Annotated in this window: 13 protein-coding genes; 12 read left to right on the top strand and 1 reads right to left on the bottom strand. The window is 34.1% G+C overall.

Annotation, left to right across the window (positions count from 1 at the left end; all coding sequences use genetic code 11):
• Positions 1–14 precede the first annotated feature (14 nt).
• Positions 15–2,060 carry a dynamin family protein gene (locus tag LS81_RS05270; protein ID WP_052096567.1) on the bottom strand — a complete coding sequence of 682 codons (2,046 nt, stop codon included), beginning with the start codon at positions 2,058–2,060 and terminating at the stop codon, positions 15–17.
• A gap of 592 nt (positions 2,061–2,652) precedes the next feature.
• Here LS81_RS05270 and hemJ point away from each other — a divergent pair.
• The 12 genes from hemJ (at position 2,653) to LS81_RS05210 (ending at position 17,697) form a co-directional block, all read left to right on the top strand.
• Complete coding sequence (gene hemJ / locus LS81_RS05265) at positions 2,653–3,090, top strand: protoporphyrinogen oxidase HemJ (RefSeq protein ID WP_034346727.1); 438 nt, start codon at positions 2,653–2,655, stop codon at positions 3,088–3,090.
• A gap of 482 nt (positions 3,091–3,572) precedes the next feature.
• Positions 3,573–6,764, top strand: a complete 3,192-nt coding sequence (polA, locus tag LS81_RS05260) for a DNA polymerase I (protein ID WP_034346725.1) — start codon at positions 3,573–3,575, stop codon at positions 6,762–6,764.
• A gap of 237 nt (positions 6,765–7,001) precedes the next feature.
• Positions 7,002–7,988, top strand: a complete 987-nt coding sequence (gene hemC, locus LS81_RS05255; RefSeq protein WP_034346724.1) for a hydroxymethylbilane synthase — start codon at positions 7,002–7,004, stop codon at positions 7,986–7,988.
• A gap of 16 nt (positions 7,989–8,004) precedes the next feature.
• Positions 8,005–8,568: a CvpA family protein gene (locus LS81_RS05250; RefSeq protein ID WP_052096566.1), complete on the top strand. Its 564-nt coding sequence runs from the start codon at positions 8,005–8,007 to the stop codon at positions 8,566–8,568.
• Positions 8,569–8,585: 17 nt separating this feature from the next.
• Positions 8,586–10,106, top strand: coding sequence for a lysine--tRNA ligase (gene lysS / locus LS81_RS05245; protein WP_034346722.1), 1,521 nt, complete (start codon positions 8,586–8,588; stop codon positions 10,104–10,106).
• Entirely contained in the window at positions 10,103–11,353 is a 1,251-nt protein-coding gene (locus LS81_RS05240) for a serine hydroxymethyltransferase (protein ID WP_034346721.1), read from the top strand. Before lysS ends, LS81_RS05240 begins: the two co-directional genes overlap by 4 nt.
• A 120-nt stretch (positions 11,354–11,473) precedes the next feature.
• Entirely contained in the window at positions 11,474–12,013 is a 540-nt protein-coding gene (locus LS81_RS05235; RefSeq protein ID WP_034346720.1) for a DUF1882 domain-containing protein, read from the top strand.
• A gap of 37 nt (positions 12,014–12,050) precedes the next feature.
• Entirely contained in the window at positions 12,051–13,127 is a 1,077-nt protein-coding gene (locus LS81_RS05230; RefSeq protein WP_104696441.1) for an SPOR domain-containing protein, read from the top strand.
• A gap of 12 nt (positions 13,128–13,139) precedes the next feature.
• The gene (gene recG, locus LS81_RS05225) at positions 13,140–14,999 is read left to right on the top strand and encodes an ATP-dependent DNA helicase RecG (protein ID WP_034346717.1); all 1,860 of its coding nucleotides are present in this window, start codon (positions 13,140–13,142) and stop codon (positions 14,997–14,999) included.
• Between the two features lie 150 nt (positions 15,000–15,149).
• Entirely contained in the window at positions 15,150–15,719 is a 570-nt protein-coding gene (locus tag LS81_RS05220) for a hypothetical protein (protein ID WP_034316666.1), read from the top strand.
• Between the two features lie 305 nt (positions 15,720–16,024).
• Positions 16,025–17,446, top strand: coding sequence for a nicotinamide phosphoribosyltransferase domain-containing protein (locus LS81_RS05215; RefSeq protein ID WP_034346715.1), 1,422 nt, complete (start codon positions 16,025–16,027; stop codon positions 17,444–17,446).
• 14 nt (positions 17,447–17,460) lie between these two features.
• Positions 17,461–17,697 (top strand): RNA recognition motif domain-containing protein, encoded by a 237-nt coding sequence (locus tag LS81_RS05210; protein ID WP_034346713.1) that lies wholly within the window; start codon positions 17,461–17,463, stop codon positions 17,695–17,697.
• Positions 17,698–17,932: the final 235 nt, after the last annotated feature.

Raw genomic sequence — 17,932 nt, 5'->3', positions numbered from 1 at the left:
GACACTTACAAATATTAGTTTTTATTGTTATAATTTTTTAATTCTAACTCGCATTGTTCTAAAATATCATATTTTTGTTGGTTTTTCTTTATCCATGACCGAATAATTTTATATTTTTCTTCATATACTTTTGTAAGATTTTGCTGAATTTGCCAAAGCGTCTTTTTGTATAAAGGGAAGTTTAGACTTAATTTTTCTTGATAAAGCAAATAATGCAAACCAAGGTTAATAAGATCTCGCACATTTTCCAACGTTGGATTATAAAGCGGAAGTGCATCTGGGTTTGTCCTGTGTTTTGTAAGGGCGTTTTCTACTTCAAAATGGAGTTTTTGCAAACAAAGCATGATTGTATTTTGAAAGTTTAGGTTAAGCAATTGCGCTAAATGCATCAACTCATTTTGCAAAGCCTGAACACAATGTGTCAATACATCTTTGTAATCATTTGCAATTTCACTATCTAATACTTCAATTCTAAAGTGCCGCTCTATTATACCATCACTCACTGCCATATCGCTTGAGTAAGCAAGAGCTAACGATTGCAAGGCATTCTCTCGCCAAAACTCCAAGGTATTACAAAACTCTGCTTTCTGTGTATCAATAAACGCACCAAATTCACTGCCAAATTCACTAAACATAAAGCCTAATTTTCGTATCTCTCGAGCATATATATTATCGTTATTACATAACTCACTCATGAGCTTTTCTTTTGGTAGGATATTCACTTCTTTTGTTTGTGTAATATGTGATTTCATACCAATAAAGTTCTTTGTCTCACGCACAATTTCAACAGGCTTTAACTCAAAACTATTAAAGATTTTTTGTGCTATAGAATCAAATTGTATTTCTAGGCTCCCAAAAAGCTTATGGAAGCTTTTTTCTAAATCGCTTTGCAGAGCATTAAAATTGAGTTTTTGCGTGAATACATTAAGTAGCGAATACAGCTCTTTATATGCTAGATTTATCTTGTGTAGCTTCCATTTCTCCCGCACGATAAGAGTGCGTAACTCACGTAAGATTCTATATTCTTTGGCCTGAATAGCTTTTGGACGGATAATATTATAAATAAAATCTAAAACTGCGCTGATATTAGAATCTTCAAAGAGCTCTTGTGCTACCTTATTGTCGGTTTGCAGATTATACCTCGTATGTTTATGTTGAGATTCTGCGTTGCAGTTTGATAAAATGCCTACATTAAAGAACGCATTATCTTTATTATCGTTTTGAGTGATATTGATAGAATCAAGTGCTTGTTTTGCTGAGATCGCAATCACTTCTTCAAAGAAGCCTTCAAATGCTCGTTTTGCATATTCTATGCTCGTTTTAATTTCTTCTGCATTTTTTAATCTATCTTTTTGATTCAATACGCAGAGGCTTTTGTGTGCATACCTTTTTACATGATTTTGTAATATTTCTTTTTCACTATTTTTACCAACATTATCAATAAGTGTAAGCCAAATAATACCATCAACAGATTCTAAAATCGCATTTGTAGTTTCTGTATCGCTTTCATTTTGTGAATTAAACCCTGGTGTATCAAGGAAACTAACCTCCTTTAAAAGTTCCAAAGGCACAAATAGCTTATAATATGAAATTTTTAAATTCTCCACCTCATCGACTTCGCTTAAATAATTGATAGGTTTATTTACAATTGTGTTGTTTTTATAATGAATCTCAAGCCCAACTTCTTCACCATAAGTAATCTCACACACTTTTGCAGTAACGGGTGTAATGCCACTAGGCAATATCTCTTTTCCCAAGAGAGCATTTAAAAAAGTGCTTTTTCCGCTGCTAAACTGCCCTATAATAGCTACTTTCATAGGCTTATCAATATCTTGCAAAAGACGATCTATAGTGTTTTTATTTTGTGAGCTTAAAGGTGCACTTTGTGTGAGTGCATATCGTGTTTGTATGACTAATGGATAGAGTGGGTTATTGCTTTGTGAATCTTGCATTTTTGCTTGTAAGCATTCTTGTATAAAACTCTCAAACAAAGAATCATCAAGGGCTATATTATTTATATTAAGATTTTTGTTATTTGGAATGTGCTGTGCGTCGCTCATAATCATGCCTTATGTCTAATTTCCATCTAAATTTCATTGCAATTTTATCAAAAGTTTTTGGTTTTTACTGGGTTTGCTTGTGTTTTATAACTCATTGAGAATCTACCTCATTGTATTTTGATATAATAGATCATTTATTTTTTAGGAGATGTAATGGATATGTTACCCTAGTATAGATAGTGTAGATCGAGAAGAATGTGTCATAACAAGAGATTATAGTGCCAAAAAGATCTCTTAATCTTTGGTGATACAAGATAGATTCTATATAGAAATTCGTTTTATCAGTTTATCTCAATGTTGATATCACAGAATCTGTTGTATCATATCTTGAGCATATGTGAGCCCAAAGCCAATAAGATCAAGCAATTACCTTTTAAAATTCTAATTATTTAGACATACAACTTCCATATATTTACTTTTAGCTAGAGCAAAAGTCTTACTTTTACTTCATTAGATTAGTGTGAAAAAGTTTATAATCATGTTAGAGTAGGTTTTATATTTTCTAATGATTGCTTCTTAATCTAAACCTTAAACTTTTAGGATAGAATAGGCTAATTAAAAACTTTTATGTGCCAAAGAGAGAAGGGAGACTATGCTACAAGACTATTATGACTATATCAAGGTATTTCATATAGCTTCTGTCATTACGTGGATGGCTATGCTGTTTTATTTGCCACGTTTGTTTGTCTATCATGCAGAGCAGTATAACAATGTTGCATTTAGAAATGTTGTGGAGTTGCAGGAGAAGAGGTTGTATTATGCTATTGGCTATCCAGCTATGATTGCTGTTTTAATCAGTGGCTCTTTGATTACATTGGCTGTGCCTGGGATTATGAAAAGTGGTGGTTGGATACATGCAAAGTTCACACTTGTTTTGTTGCTTTTAGTGTATCATTTTTGTTGTGGATTCTATCGTAAAAAGCTTTTAGAATCATGTTATAAAAGTGGGCGATTTTTCCGAATTTTCAATGAGATTCCAACATTATTTATGCTTATTATTGTATATCTTGTTGTGTTAAAACCTTTTTAGATTCTAAATTCCATTCTAATAAGTAATTTTTAAACAAGATTATTTAGGGATATGCCATAAATTATAAGCATATAAGCTTCCTTTATGGCTAATAGCTCATCTAGCTATATCTTCTATTTTTTAATAGATATTCAAACCCAATGTATAATATAAGAAAATATTGTTGGCCACGAGCATATGCAAAAAGTAAGAATTTTTTAGTAAGGCTGTGAGATAAGTAAAAACCAGCAACACACCTAAAAAATTATGTTATATAACACCAGATTCAATTTGATTCTTAAACTTAAAGCTCATGAGATTAAAGGCAAATATCAAGTTACAAGCCCATAAGTTACCATCATTTGATAAAGTGCTTTAAAAACTCATATTTTCATTTATGCTATAATTTAGCTCCGTAGCAATAAAGTCTTACATTATGAAGCATGGATTTACAATCATATGCATCATGATTTCACATTGCAATCTCATACAAAAGGAATGATATGCAAACCAATAATCTAGAAGTTATTCTTGTTGATACTTTTGGCTTCTTTTTTCGTAGCTATTATGCACTGCCACCATTGCATAATTCAAAGCATTTTCCAACTTCACTACTCACAGGTTTTGCAACACTTATTTTTAATCTCTATAAAGAACATAAAAATTCATGTATTATTTTTACACTTGAGGGCAGTGGGATAAATAGACGAAAAGAGTTTTATCCCCAATATAAAGCGAACAGAAAAGAAGCCCCACAAGATCTTTTATTGCAACTACCAGTCGCAATAACATGGCTAGAAAAAATGGGCTTACCCACACTCTCACTACAAGGTTATGAAGCTGATGACTGCATAGCAACCCTTGCTACACTTGCAAAAAAAGATGGCTTCAATGTGCAAATCATCAGCCATGATAAGGACTTATATCAGCTTATTAACGATGGAATCCACATCTTTGATTACGCCAAAAAGCAACCAATCACACAAAAAGAATGTTATGAAAAGTTTGGGGTTTTACCGCATGATTTTATTATGTATCAAAGTATTGTTGGGGATTCTAGTGATAATGTGCCTGGTATTAAGGGTATTGGTCCAAAAGGTGCACAAAATATTCTAACGCATTTTAAAAGCCTAGAAACTTTATATGATACCATAGAGCAAGACTATGAAAGAGTGGTATCACTGCTTGGCAAACGCACAGCAGGACTTATAAAAGAACATAAGGATGAAGCCTTTATAAGCAGGACACTTGTAACCTTATGCACAGATTTATTGCAAGATTATGATTTTTTAAGCAAGAAAAATGAGTTTGAATCTTCACCTTTACTTGCCATTAAAGACGAATTAGAGTCTTATGAGCTACAAAGAATTTTACAAAAAATATTACCAAAACACACGCAGCATAATAATACACAACATACAAACAACACACCTTCAATAATGGATACAAAGAATCTAGATTCTTTAAAAAATACTGACAAAAATACTGCGGCAACAATTACAGATAATTGCCTAGATTATAAAGACTTTGAAGCAAGGAATTATACTAAGAATAATCATGCAACTACAACAATAAATCTCCAAGCAAATGAGGTGGCACAAAATTTAGCAGAGCCAACTTTTCATTACACCCCACATTTAATCACAGATTCTAAAGAGCTTTTTGAATTATTAGAATCTATTCCACAAGAAGGTTTGGTTGCATTTGACTGCGAAACGAATGGATTGGATGTTAGAGTGGCAGACATGGTTGGATTTAGCTTTTGCTTTGATATGAAAAATGCCTATTATGTGCCATTTTTGCATGGTGGGATACAAAGAGAAAGAGGATTGCACACTGCAAAAGAACAAGCACAAAACCTCTTTAATATAACATCACAAACACAACTCTCACTATTTGATAATGTATGCACTGATGAAAACTCACAAGGCACCACACATGACAATTTAGATTCTAAAACATCCACACTCTCTACAAATTCACAACAAAATCTAACTTCTTGTGTTAGTCATGCTAAAGAGTGCAAACCATCTCATCTAGATTCCAATAAAGATTTCTCACTTTTTTCAGACACCCCATGTAAAAGTGATCTAGATTCCACACATACAAATAAGACAAAACAAATCTCACAAAGTGATGCAAAAAAAGCATTAGAAATACTCTTTAAACACCAACTTGTAGGTCATAATATTAAGTTTGATCTACATATAGCATGGCATAATTTTGGTATAAAACCCACGCATATTCCGCACGACTCCATGTTACTTGCATGGCTTGATGATCCAAGTCAAAGTGTAAGCTTAGACAATCTTATGAAAAAGCATTTCAATCACACCATGATAGCATTTAGCGATGTTGTTCCTAAGAAAGCAACCTTTGATTCTATTGATATTGAACTTGCTAGTCGCTATGCTGCAGAGGATGCTGCTGCTACATTGCAACTTTATTATTATCTAAAAAATACCCTTCATTCACAATTATTTCAATTGGCTAAAGATTTAGAGTTTCCTTTCATACATACACTCTGTGCTATGGAAGATTCTGGTATTGCTATAGATCATACATATTTTAAAAATCTAAAAACTACCTTTAGTCATACCCTGCAACAATTACAACAAACAATCTATGAAAAAGCTGGAGTATCCTTTAATCTTAATTCACCAAAACAGGTGGCAGAAATCTTATTTGATACATTAAAGCTTGATGCAAAACGCAAGGGAAAAAGCGGTTATAGCACCGATGAAACAACATTACTTGCTCTAAAAGATTCTCATCCAGTTATACCCTTATTACTTGAATACAGAGAGGTTTTCAAGCTTTTTAGCACCTATATTGAGCCTATATTGAAACTAGGCAAAAATGAGAATAGAATCTATACAACATTTTTGCAAACAGGGACCAACACAGGCAGACTAAGCTCAAAATCTCCAAATCTTCAAAACATCCCCGTGCGTAGCGAGATAGGAAGAAGTATTCGCAAAGGTTTTGTAAGTAGGGATGGTTATAAACTTTTAAGCCTTGATTACTCACAAATAGAGTTGCGATTATTGGCACATTTTAGTTGTGATAAAGTGCTTTTAGAATCTTTTCATCATAATGCGGATATCCATGCAGAAACCGCGAAATTGCTTTTCAAAGACACTCAAAATAAAGATTTTTCACTTTTACGAAGCATTGCAAAATCTATTAATTTCGGTTTAATTTATGGTATGGGTGCAAGAAAGCTATCACAAACTCTAAGTATCACACAAAATGAAGCAAAACACTATATTGAAAACTATTTTGCTACATTTCCAAGCGTAAAGCAATTTTTAGAATCACAAAAAGATGCTATTTTGACAAAGGGATATAGCATGACTTTACTAGGACGGAAAAGGTATTTTGATTTTTTTAATGCAACTGAATTTATGCGTGCAAATTTTTTACGCGAGGGTGTGAATACGATTTTTCAAGGCAGTGCTGCCGACTTAATAAAACTTAGCATGAATGAGATTTATAAGCAAATAGTCATGTTATATAATGGCAATTGTTCTATGCTTTTACAAGTGCATGATGAATTGATTTTTGAAGTCAAAGAGGATATTGCAGAATCTCTAGCCAAAAAAATTAAGGATATTATGGAAAATATCTACACCTTAAATGTGCCTCTTGTGTGTAATCTATCTATAGGAAACACTTGGGCAGAACTCAAATGATGATTTTTGTAAGATGCTTAAATTCTATGTGCAAATCACAAGCATTTAAATACGCAAGATTAAAACCTTCTCTTCATTCTTGAAAGATTCTTGCAACATATACGCATATAAACCTAACTTACAGCACTACTCTTTATATCAAGATTGTAAGGCAATGGCTTTATTTTTGATTTTTAGCAAAAACACTTATTTTTAAAAATTATGTATTATAATATGCGTTTTATTTGGGAGGATAGTATGATAGCACAACGATATAGCGATGTGGTGCAAGAAAAACCCCTTGTGCTTGGCACACGTGGCTCTCTCTTGGCTTTGTGGCAGGCAAATCACATCAAAGAAAAATTAGAACTGCTTGGCTTTCAAGTTGTGCTCAAAGCTATCAAAACAAAAGGTGATAAAATCCTTGATGCACCACTTGCAAAAATAGGTGGCAAAGGACTTTTTACAAAAGAACTAGAAGCTGAACTACTAAGTGGTGAGATTGACTTTGCTGTGCATTCACTAAAAGATGTTCCAATTGCTATTCCACCACAATTAATGCTTGTTTCCATTACACAAAGAGAAGATGCAAGAGATTGCTTTGTGAGTGAAAAATATGCTGATATCGCCTCATTACCGCAAGGTGCAAAAGTAGGGACAACATCGCTTCGTCGTAGTATGCAACTTAAACGTATAAGGCAAGACTTAGACACCCAAAGCTTGAGGGGTAATGTGCAAACAAGGCTAGAAAAATTACGTCAAGGTGAATTTGATGCAATTATTTTGGCTAGTGCAGGATTAAATCGTCTCGATTTAAAAGATGAAATTGGATTTATCTCGCATCTACAAACCGATCAATTTGTCCCTGCTATGGGACAAGGCTCTCTTGGCATTGAGTGTAGAGATCCTAAATATTCATCAGATTTTAGAGATCAGGCTATTATGAAGGTTTTAGAATCACTACATGATTCTAAAAGTGCATTATGTTGCAATATTGAAAGAGCTTTTATACAATTACTTAATGGCGGTTGTCAGTCCCCTATTGGCGTACATGCGCAAATTCTTGATTCAAAAGAAATTCAGATTCAATGCATCGTTGGCAACCTAGAGGCAACACAAGTCCTTACTGAAATGCGAATATGCAATAAAGGTGAGGTTGAATATGCGATTCAAGATATGATTAATACATTAAAGAAAAATGGTGTTATGGCTATTTTAGACGAAGTTCATACGAATTTAAGTTAGAGGGTTGGGGATATATATGGAGACAAAGCATTATGTAGATATTTGCGTTGTTATTATTGTTGCAGTGCTCGGTTTGCGTGGGCTTAAAAATGGGCTTATCCATGAAATTATGGGTGTTATTGGTATTGTGCTTGGAATCTACTTTGCCTCGCGATATTGTGTGGAAGGAGCACGTTATATTGAACTTGCAGGATTAAGCTTTGAGAACAAACATGTATTATTTATGCTTACTTTTATTCTCATTCTTGCATGTGTATGGATTGGCTTTCTTGTTCTTGGTGTGATTATTGCACGTTTTGTTGTGATTTTGCCAGAGATTGCGGTTATAAATTATTTTGGCGGTTATGTATTTTCGGCATTAAAGTATTTTGTGATTTTATGTGTTATTGTATATGGACTTACACAGGTTGGCTTCTTAAAAGAACCCATTAAAAACTTAACGGAAGGTTCAAAAAGCTATCCTATAATGTATGAAGTTGCCGAAAAGATTATGAATATAGAAACCTTAAAAGACTTGCAGAAGCAATATATGCAAGTTGAAGAAACAGCTACAGAAGCCGTGAAGAATATAATAAAATAGTTTTAAAAGGAGAATATATGTTTAATAATGTCTATATTCAACAAAGAATTGAAAAAGCACAAGCATTAAGAACTCAAGATCTCAATCCATACCGCAATGACTGCAAAGTAACCTGCGATAACAAAAGCTTTTTAGAGCAATTTGATACACTAAAAAATATAGAATCTGATGAGAAAAAAGATGAAAATTCTAAGGTATGGGTAAAAGGTAGAGTAAAGTTTCTACGTCTTATGGGTAAAGCAAGCTTTATAAAAATTGAAGATGAATATGCAATTTTGCAGATTTATTTTTCACAAAATGAATTAGGTGAGCTTTTTAAGATTCTAAAGAAAAATTTAGAGGTTGGTGACATTGTAAATGTATATGGGTTTCCTTTTGTTACAAAAACAGGGGAGCTTAGCCTACATGCACTCGAATTTAAGATTCTAACAAAATCTATTGTGCCATTACCAGAGAAATTTCATGGACTAAGTGACATAGAGTTGCGTTATAGGCAACGATATTTGGATTTAATCGTTAATCGTGAGGTAAGAGAGACTTTTCGTATGCGTAGTGCAATAGTTTCTCATGTGCGTAAATTCTTTGAGGGCAAGGGATTCTTAGAGGTTGAAACGCCTATGCTGCACCCAATTCCTGGTGGGGCGAATGCACGTCCCTTTATCACTCATCACAACGCTCTTGACGTGGAGAGATACTTACGCATTGCTCCAGAGTTATATTTAAAACGATTGGTTGTAGGTGGTTTTGAAGCAGTATTTGAGATTAATAGAAATTTCCGTAACGAGGGTATAGATCATAGTCATAATCCAGAATTTAGCATGATTGAATTTTACTGGGCATATCATACCTATGAAGATCTCATTATGCTCACTAAAGAGCTATTCTATTATTTATTGGAATCCTTAGGACTACCAAAGCAGCTACCTTTTGGCGATATGCTCATAGACTTTACACAATTTAATGTCATAACTTATAGAGAATCTTTAGTAAAAATAGGCAAGATTCCACAAGAAATTGTTGAAAATGCGGATAAACTATGTGAGTTTTTAAAACAAAATGATATTAAGATAGCACCAAATCTAAGCCATGATAAGTTGTTAAGCGAAGCGTTTGATAACTTCGTAGAATCCAAACTTATTAATCCAACGTTTATCACAGAATACCCCATTGAAATTAGTCCACTTGCAAGACGAAATGACATAAATGCAAATATTGCCGATAGATTTGAATTTTTTATTGGTGGTCGAGAGCTTGCCAATGGCTTTTCAGAACTCAATGATCCTCTCGATCAACTTGAGCGTTTTAAGGCACAGGTAGCCGAAAAAGAAAAGGGCGATGAAGAAGCGCAGTATATGGATGAAGATTATGTGTGGGCATTGGGGCATGGCATGCCACCCACTGCAGGTGAAGGTATTGGTATTGATAGGCTTGTTATGCTTTTGACAAACAATAAATCTATCAAAGATGTGCTTTTATTCCCTGCAATGAAACCAGTGAGTGAAAATTATAATTCTATTACAAAAGAGGAGCAAATATGAGTTACGCAATGCAGACAGCAGATTCCGAAGTTTTTTCTTTAATACAAAAAGAATTGCAACGACAAAATGAACATTTAGAAATGATTGCTAGTGAAAACTACACTTTTCCAAGTGTCATGGAGGCAATGGGTAGTATTTTGACAAATAAATATGCAGAGGGTTATCCAGGTAAAAGATATTATGGTGGTTGTGAGTTTGTAGATTCTATAGAATCTCTAGCGATTGAACGTGCAAAAAAACTTTTTGGCTGTAAATTCGCTAATGTACAACCACACTCAGGTAGTCAGGCAAATGCAGCAATTTATGGTGCACTACTGAAGCCTTATGACAAGATTTTAGGTATGGATTTAAGTCATGGTGGACATTTAACGCATGGTGCAAAAGTTAGCATGAGCGGCAAAATGTATCAAAGCTTTTTCTATGGTGTTGAACTCGATGGCTACATTAATTATGATAAAGTTATGGAATATGCAAAAGTTGTAAAACCAAATATTATCGTGTGTGGTTTTTCTGCTTATACTCGCACACTTGATTTTGCCAAGTTTAGAGAAATTGCAGATTCTGTAGGTGCTATTCTTATGGCTGACATTGCACATGTGGCAGGACTTGTTGTGGCAGGAGAATATCCAAACCCATTCCCATATTGCGATATTGTTAGCACAACAACACACAAAACATTACGTGGTCCTAGAGGTGGTGTAATTTTGACCAATAATGAAGAAATTGCACAAAAAATTGATAAAATGGTGTTTCCGGGTATGCAAGGTGGTCCACTTATGCATGTTATCGCAGGAAAAGCTATTGGTTTTGGTGAAAACTTAAAACCAGAGTGGAAAACATATGCAAAGCAGGTGAAAGCAAATATTAAAGTCCTAGCAGATGTTCTAGTTAATTCTGGTTTTGATTTAGTTAGTGGTGGTACAGATAATCACTTAGTGCTTATGAGTTTCCTAAATAAAAATTTTAGTGGTAAAGATGCAGATATTGCATTAGGTAATGCGGGTATCACTGTCAATAAAAACACAGTGCCAGGAGAAACTCGTTCACCATTTGTAACAAGTGGCGTTAGAATCGGATCACCCGCACTCACTGCAAGAGGCATGAAAGAAAAAGAGTTTGAATGGATAGCCAATAAGATTGCAGAGATATTAAACGATATCAATAATACTGCACTGCAGCAAAAGATAAAAGCTGAGATCGCAGAGCTTGGCAAGGAATTTCTTGTTTATGACAAGGCAATCTTTTAATTGCATCTAGTTGCAAGGAAAAATTTCGTTGTTATTGCAACTTTATAATGCAAAACTTGCTTAAAGCATGTTACAATTACATGCTTAGATGAAGTAGTTAAACGTAATGAGGAATAGCAAATGACCGAAATGGAACTTAAGTTAATAAAAATTGACACACGCTATTACTATACAAAAGCGAAGGGCTTAGGACAGAAATTCACTCATAATGGGCGCATATTCTATGATAAGTTCGAGCGGGTAGATTCTATGCTTACTTCTCAAGTGATACAAGCACATTTTCGCAAGGAGATTATTGTCGCACATTCCCTTATATTGCGTGGCAATAAGGTAGAAAATATTGTGTTTGATTATAACGGCAGAGATCCGCAGAGATTCTATCATAGAGCACAACTTATGTTGCGTGATGAAGGTTTTATCAACTTTACGGCTTATCATACAAAGACGCCTGGACATTTGCACTTGTACATACATAAGGGACATACAGATTTGGAAGAAGGGAAACGACTAGCAAAGAATCTTTCTATGAAACTTGCATCAAAATGTCCTATTGAATGGCGTATGTTTCCAACCAATGATGTCCCACCGCAGTTTAATATCCTAGCATTGCCTTACGAGGTTTATGCAAAAGAACGTGGTGCATGGGCAAGACATATGTAATATTATGGGATTTAGAATATAATTAAGGACTGGTAAAATGAAGGACAATAATAAACCTGTTAATGATATTTTTCAAAGCGATAGCGGAAATAAAAATAAAACAAAAACGCTACTACTTTTAACTATTGTGGCCATTATCTTAATATCTGTATTTTTGATCATTGCATGGGTGATGACTAGAGATAATCCATTGCAGGACATGCAAAATCAAAATAAGGGTGAATCTACACTGAATGAGCCAAAAAGTGCAACATTACCTTATGCACATAACTTAGATTCTCAAAACCCACTAAATCTAGGTACAAATAAAGCTTCACTACAGCTACAAGAAGATGAAAGTCAAATAAATAACCCAATGTCAAATGTTCCGCCACTAGGCGTACCTGCGACAAATTTTGCTTCTATGTCTGCAACTGATACAAAACCATCAGGAAACGATGATCTTGAAAATGATGCACGTTTTCAGGCAGCCATAAGAGATCTTGAAAAACAACACAACGATAAGAAAAATACAGAATCTAAAAAGCTCGAACCTACAAAACCAGATCCTCTAAAGCAAAAAGAGGGAGTGGCAACTAAGCCAAAGGATTCTGAAAAAACAGATAATAAGAAACAAAATGATAACATCATACCAAAACCTCAAAATAATATGCATCCTCAAGCACCATCAAAAGATCTTGAAAAACAACACAATGATAAGAAAAATACAGAATCTAAAAAGCTCGAACCTACAAAACCAGATCCTCTAAAGCAAAAAGAAGGAGTGTCAACTAAGCCAAAGGATTCTGAAAAAACAGATAATAAGAAACAAAATGATAACATCATACCAAAACCTCAAAATAATGTCATCAGTGCAAATCAAGGTAAAGCACCAGAGCAAGGATATTATTTACAAGTTGGTGTTTTCACCCAAACTCCAGCACAAAGTTTTTTAAATAAGATTGCAAAATATAATTATCGGGTGTTGAAAACAGAGGAAGATGGTGTTGCAAAATCAAAATACCTAATCGGTCCATATATATCAAAGAATAAAGCTAAAGAAGCTGAACAAAAAGTGCGAGAAGAAGTAGAATCAAAAGCTAATGTAATCTTTTATCAAAGACAGGCGAAATAAGAGGGAATCTATTTGCATGCTCTACTTTCTTATTGTTTAGAGAATATTCCAAAATCCTATGATACAACCTACCCTATCACTGAGCTTAAGCAGGGTGAGCGGGGTGTACTCGAAGTTATTATAGAACAGAAGCGGTTGCATAATAATATCCTTTTTATAGAATCTTTTTGCAAGGGTTTTGATTCTATTATACGCATCATTATCTTTAATGCACGTCCATATCACGCACAAATATTTCGAGAGAAAAAAACTCTTTTTGTGTTAGGCACACTTGAATTTCAGTACGATAGAGTGATGAATATACAAATCCCTACTCTTGTAAATCCAAAGATTCCAACAAAAACCCATGCAATTACCATGCAATTTAAAACACGCATGACAAAAAGCATAGAATTACAAAAGCATATCACAAAAGAAGCCCTTGCAAACACACACATACCAAAGCATTATAGTGATAAAATTTATAGTATTTTTCACCCTGATTACGAATTTTTCAAACAATATAATAAAGAAAAAGCTTTACCAAAAAGTTTTCAAGACGCTTTAAAGTTTATTGAGATCTTTGACTATACGCAAAGATTGCGTAAAAAGAAAACACAATTTCGCTCAAAATTTCGTTGTCATGGTGATTTAGAATCTTTCTTGTCTTCTCTACCCTTTACCCTGACAAATGCACAGATGCAAGCCATAAAAACCATACAAGAAGATCTAAAAAGCCAGATTGCATGTAGACGTATTGTCATGGGTGATGTGGGTTGTGGGAAAACAATGGTGATTCTAGCAAGTGTTGTTTTGGCTTATCCACAGAAGTCAATGCTTATGGCACCAACTACCATTCTTGCTAAGCAACTCTTTGAGGAAGCAAAAAAGTATCTGCCAAAACATATAAACATAAGCTATATTGCTTCAAGTAATCCAAAAGAGAGAAAAAACCCGTTACAAGGTGATTTTATCATAGGTACACATGCACTGTTGTATAGAGATGGGGATTTACGGGATTTTGCTTTAGTAATGACAGACGAACAACACAGATTTGGCACTAATGCAAGAAACAAGTTAGAGCAAATGCTAGAAGGAAAAGATGAGTATGGTCGCACAAAACCGCACAATATACAATTTTCAGCCACGCCAATTCCACGCACAATGGCAATGCTAAAAAACAATGTAATCTCCTTTTCATTTATCAAAGAATTGCCATTTAAAAAAGATATTGATACAAGAATTATTGATAAAAATGGCTTCAAGAAACTCTTAGAACACATACAAATAGAACTTACAAAGGGTCATCAAATCGCAATCATTTATCCACGCATTGAAGAAGCTGATGAAAGCAGCGAAAAACCCATAAAAGATTCTCGTTATGCACCTATTCCATACATGTCATTAAAAGATGCTGAAAGCTACTGGACAAAACACTTTCCACGCGTATTTAGTACGCATGGCAAAGATAAGGAAAAAGAAGAAGTGTTGGAACAATTTGCAAATACAGAGAGTGCGATACTTCTTGCTACAACCATGATTGAAGTTGGAATTTCTTTGCCAAAATTAAGCATTGTTGTCATTGTCGGAGCAGAGCGACTAGGACTTGCAAGTCTACATCAACTTCGCGGTCGTGTAAGTCGCAATGGCTTGAAGGGATATTGTTATCTCTACACACATCAAACACAAAATGAAAGGTTGATACGCTTTTCAAAAACTTTGAGTGGCTTTGATATTGCAGAACTTGACTTAAAATATCGCAATAGTGGGGATTTGCTCGATGGAATTTTACAAAGTGGAGCGCAATTTAGGTATTTTGACTTTTCAACAGATAGTAAGTTTTTAGAGGAGGCAAATACTCTGCTTAACACACTAGAATTAAAACGTAACTAGGATGAAATATTGGGCGTCATAGCATAATCTTTACCAGTAGAAAGCAGAAGAAAAGTTATGCCTAATTTTTATTAGCTATTGACTAGTTATTAAAATTATCCTAAAATTCATGCCTACTCTATGGAGTATTTTTTAAAAAAGGGTTAAGTTATGAAGAAAATTATGTTAACTACATTATATGCATGTTCGACTATACTTTTTGCAGCAGGCATTAATATAAACACAGCTAAACTAGAATTTGAAGGCTATAAAACACCTGATATGGTCGGAACCAAAGGTAGTTTTAAAAAGGTTAAGTATAATTTAGGAAAAAATAACAGCACTATTACTGGGCAACTGCAGGGTGCTAGAGCTATAATTTCTCCTAATGATATTGATATGGGGGATGATGTAATTACTACTAATATAATTGAGACATTTTTTAAGGTGTTAAACTCTAAACGTAACTTCAGCGTAGAATTTAAAAATATTACAGAAGGCAATAATATAGGAAGTATTAATGCGATTTTAACTATTGATAAAGAAAGCGTAACATTTCCTCTATTTTATTCTATAGAAGATACGAAAAATGGTAAATTTATTGCTAGAGGGAGATTAAGCTTAGATGGTTTTAGTAATGCACAAAAAGCTCTAAAAGCATTAAGTGAAGTCGCTCCTGGTCATATGAATTTGAGTTGGCCAATTGTTGATGTTGTTTTTAGTGCTGATATGAGCAAGTAATCTGAAAAGACAATAATTATCAATGTATTCATAATGGTGATCAAAACTAAGCGTTACAAAAAAGGCGAGTTTTGATCTCACCACAAAAGTTGTGATAAACAAGAAATCAAAATTTAACTGCAGTTTATGACAACAGACAATAAAAAACGAATTTTTTAGCTAATCTATATTTTAAATGAGTTTTGAATAAAGATTGAGAAATTAAGCATTGCGATATTCTCATGCATGAGGCCTATTTGGGTCATCAATAAATTGAATATGTGGTTATAATTAAAACCCTACCCTAAGATAGACAAGGAGTTTTTATGCACTATCCCCAATTACTTTTTATTTCCGATTGCTACAAATACACGCATGCGGCAATGTATCCGAAAAACGTAGATGAAGTATATAGTCTGCTTTATTGTAGGAAGCCTCGTTTATCTCTAGAATCTTTAAATGGACATATAGTAGCGTTTGGTATGCGACAAGCCATAAACAAACTCAAATCTTTATACAGTGAGTTTATACAATGGGATAAAAAAAAGTTAGAAGATGGGCTAAAGTTGCTCTATGCAGATTTTATGAAACTTAATCCTAATGACGATTCTTATAAATTTCTCATTGATAAATGGCTTGCATTACCAGAAGTTATGCCAATTACCTTTCGAGCAGTCCCAGAGGGAACATTTATAGCAAATGACACACCTATTATCTCAATTCATTGCACTGAAAGTGAGCATTGTTGGTTTGTAAATTTTATCGAAACCTATCTTAACTCTATGTTGTGGAAGACATGTTTTGTAGCGACACAAGCCGCTATCTTTAAACGCATTGAATATGATTGTTTGGGATGTTATCTTGATGAAAGCTTTAATTTCCATGATTTTTCCGCACGTGGGATGAATGGCATTATGGATTGTTATACTTCAGGTGTGGGACATCTTCTCTTTTTCTCAGGAACAGATTCTATAATGGCTTTACAAAATATATATGAAAACTATGGGGCTAACATCAGTATGTTAGGATCAATTCCTGCAAGTGAGCATAGCGTTATGTGTCTAGGCGGACAGGCAAATGAGCTTGAGACTTTCAAGCACATTATGAAGCAATTCCCAAATGATATGGTATCCATCGTTTCTGATACATGGAATCTGTGGGATATAATCGAACGTTTACGCACAGATAACGAAGCCTATAACCTCATCCTTTCACGTCCAAAACCTATCGTGTTACGACCAGATTCTGGTGATCCATTTTTGATCTTAACAGGCGATAAGAAATCACAAGATCCTAGAATACAAAAAGGTGTTATACAGCTTGTTAATGAATATTTTGGTTTTGATAGAGTGCGCATTATTTATGGTGATGCCATTAGCACAGATCGTGCACAAGAGATATATGAATGGTGTAAGCAAAATAACTATAATCCAACAGAGTTTTTATGCTTAGGCGTAGGGAGCTATGCGTACAATTCAGGTATTCGCGATGATGTAGGACTTGTTACAAAAATGACATGGGCAAAGATAGGTGGCAAACCAACACATTTAATAAAAAATCCAATCACAGGCAATGAAAAAATGTCATTATCAGGACAAGTAGCGGTCAATAAAGATACGCGAGAGGTAACTCAATTTCTTGATAGTACGCCAAGTAATGATTTGCTAAACACAGATTTAACATTGCCAGAATTTAGCGATATACGACAATACGCAAAGCAAGAATTTTTACGTGCTATTAATAATTAAAAAAAGGGGGTGATATGAAAAGTATATATATAGGCAATTTAGCTTACAACACAACGCAGCAGCAAGTAAACGACATATTTGCACAATTTGGTGATGTCATTTCAAGCAGAATAATTCTAGACAAAACAACCCGTAAATTTAAAGGGTATGCCTTTGTGGAAATGGATGATGAAAATGCAAAGACAGCGATAAGCATGCTAAATGGCGAAACCTTTAATGGAAGAATTATGCGTGTCAGTATGGCAAATTAACCCAATTGTAAACTATGGTTAAATTACTCCTTGCAATCTCTAGACATGTACACCTGCTTAAAATCTTCAACAACCTATCAAACTCTTTAATCATATAAACATCTGTTTATTTATATATTTTTGATTCTTTGCTAATATCAAAGGCTTAGCATGCCACTCATCACAAACATGCTAGATAAGTAATAAAAACCCTAAGATGATACTACATATCTTGATAAGCCTTGAGAATCTATAA

This window comes from Helicobacter trogontum, assembly GCF_000765905.2.
Lineage (GTDB): Bacteria > Campylobacterota > Campylobacteria > Campylobacterales > Helicobacteraceae > Helicobacter_A > Helicobacter_A trogontum.
The sequence above is the reverse complement of the archived record's forward strand: the minus strand, read 5'-3'. Positions and strand labels throughout refer to the sequence as shown.

Bases quoted from the DNA above. Each gene is read 5' to 3' on its own strand.
- LS81_RS05270 (WP_052096567.1), bottom strand. From the start codon at position 2,060: ATGAGCGACGCACAGCACATTCCAAATAACAAAAATCTTAATATAAAT.
- hemJ (WP_034346727.1), top strand. From the start codon at position 2,653: ATGCTACAAGACTATTATGACTATATCAAGGTATTTCATATAGCTTCT.
- polA (WP_034346725.1), top strand. From the start codon at position 3,573: ATGCAAACCAATAATCTAGAAGTTATTCTTGTTGATACTTTTGGCTTC.
- hemC (WP_034346724.1), top strand. From the start codon at position 7,002: ATGATAGCACAACGATATAGCGATGTGGTGCAAGAAAAACCCCTTGTG.
- LS81_RS05250 (WP_052096566.1), top strand. From the start codon at position 8,005: ATGGAGACAAAGCATTATGTAGATATTTGCGTTGTTATTATTGTTGCA.
- lysS (WP_034346722.1), top strand. From the start codon at position 8,586: ATGTTTAATAATGTCTATATTCAACAAAGAATTGAAAAAGCACAAGCA.
- LS81_RS05240 (WP_034346721.1), top strand. From the start codon at position 10,103: ATGAGTTACGCAATGCAGACAGCAGATTCCGAAGTTTTTTCTTTAATA.
- LS81_RS05235 (WP_034346720.1), top strand. From the start codon at position 11,474: ATGACCGAAATGGAACTTAAGTTAATAAAAATTGACACACGCTATTAC.
- LS81_RS05230 (WP_104696441.1), top strand. From the start codon at position 12,051: ATGAAGGACAATAATAAACCTGTTAATGATATTTTTCAAAGCGATAGC.
- LS81_RS05220 (WP_034316666.1), top strand. From the start codon at position 15,150: ATGAAGAAAATTATGTTAACTACATTATATGCATGTTCGACTATACTT.
- LS81_RS05215 (WP_034346715.1), top strand. From the start codon at position 16,025: ATGCACTATCCCCAATTACTTTTTATTTCCGATTGCTACAAATACACG.
- LS81_RS05210 (WP_034346713.1), top strand. From the start codon at position 17,461: ATGAAAAGTATATATATAGGCAATTTAGCTTACAACACAACGCAGCAG.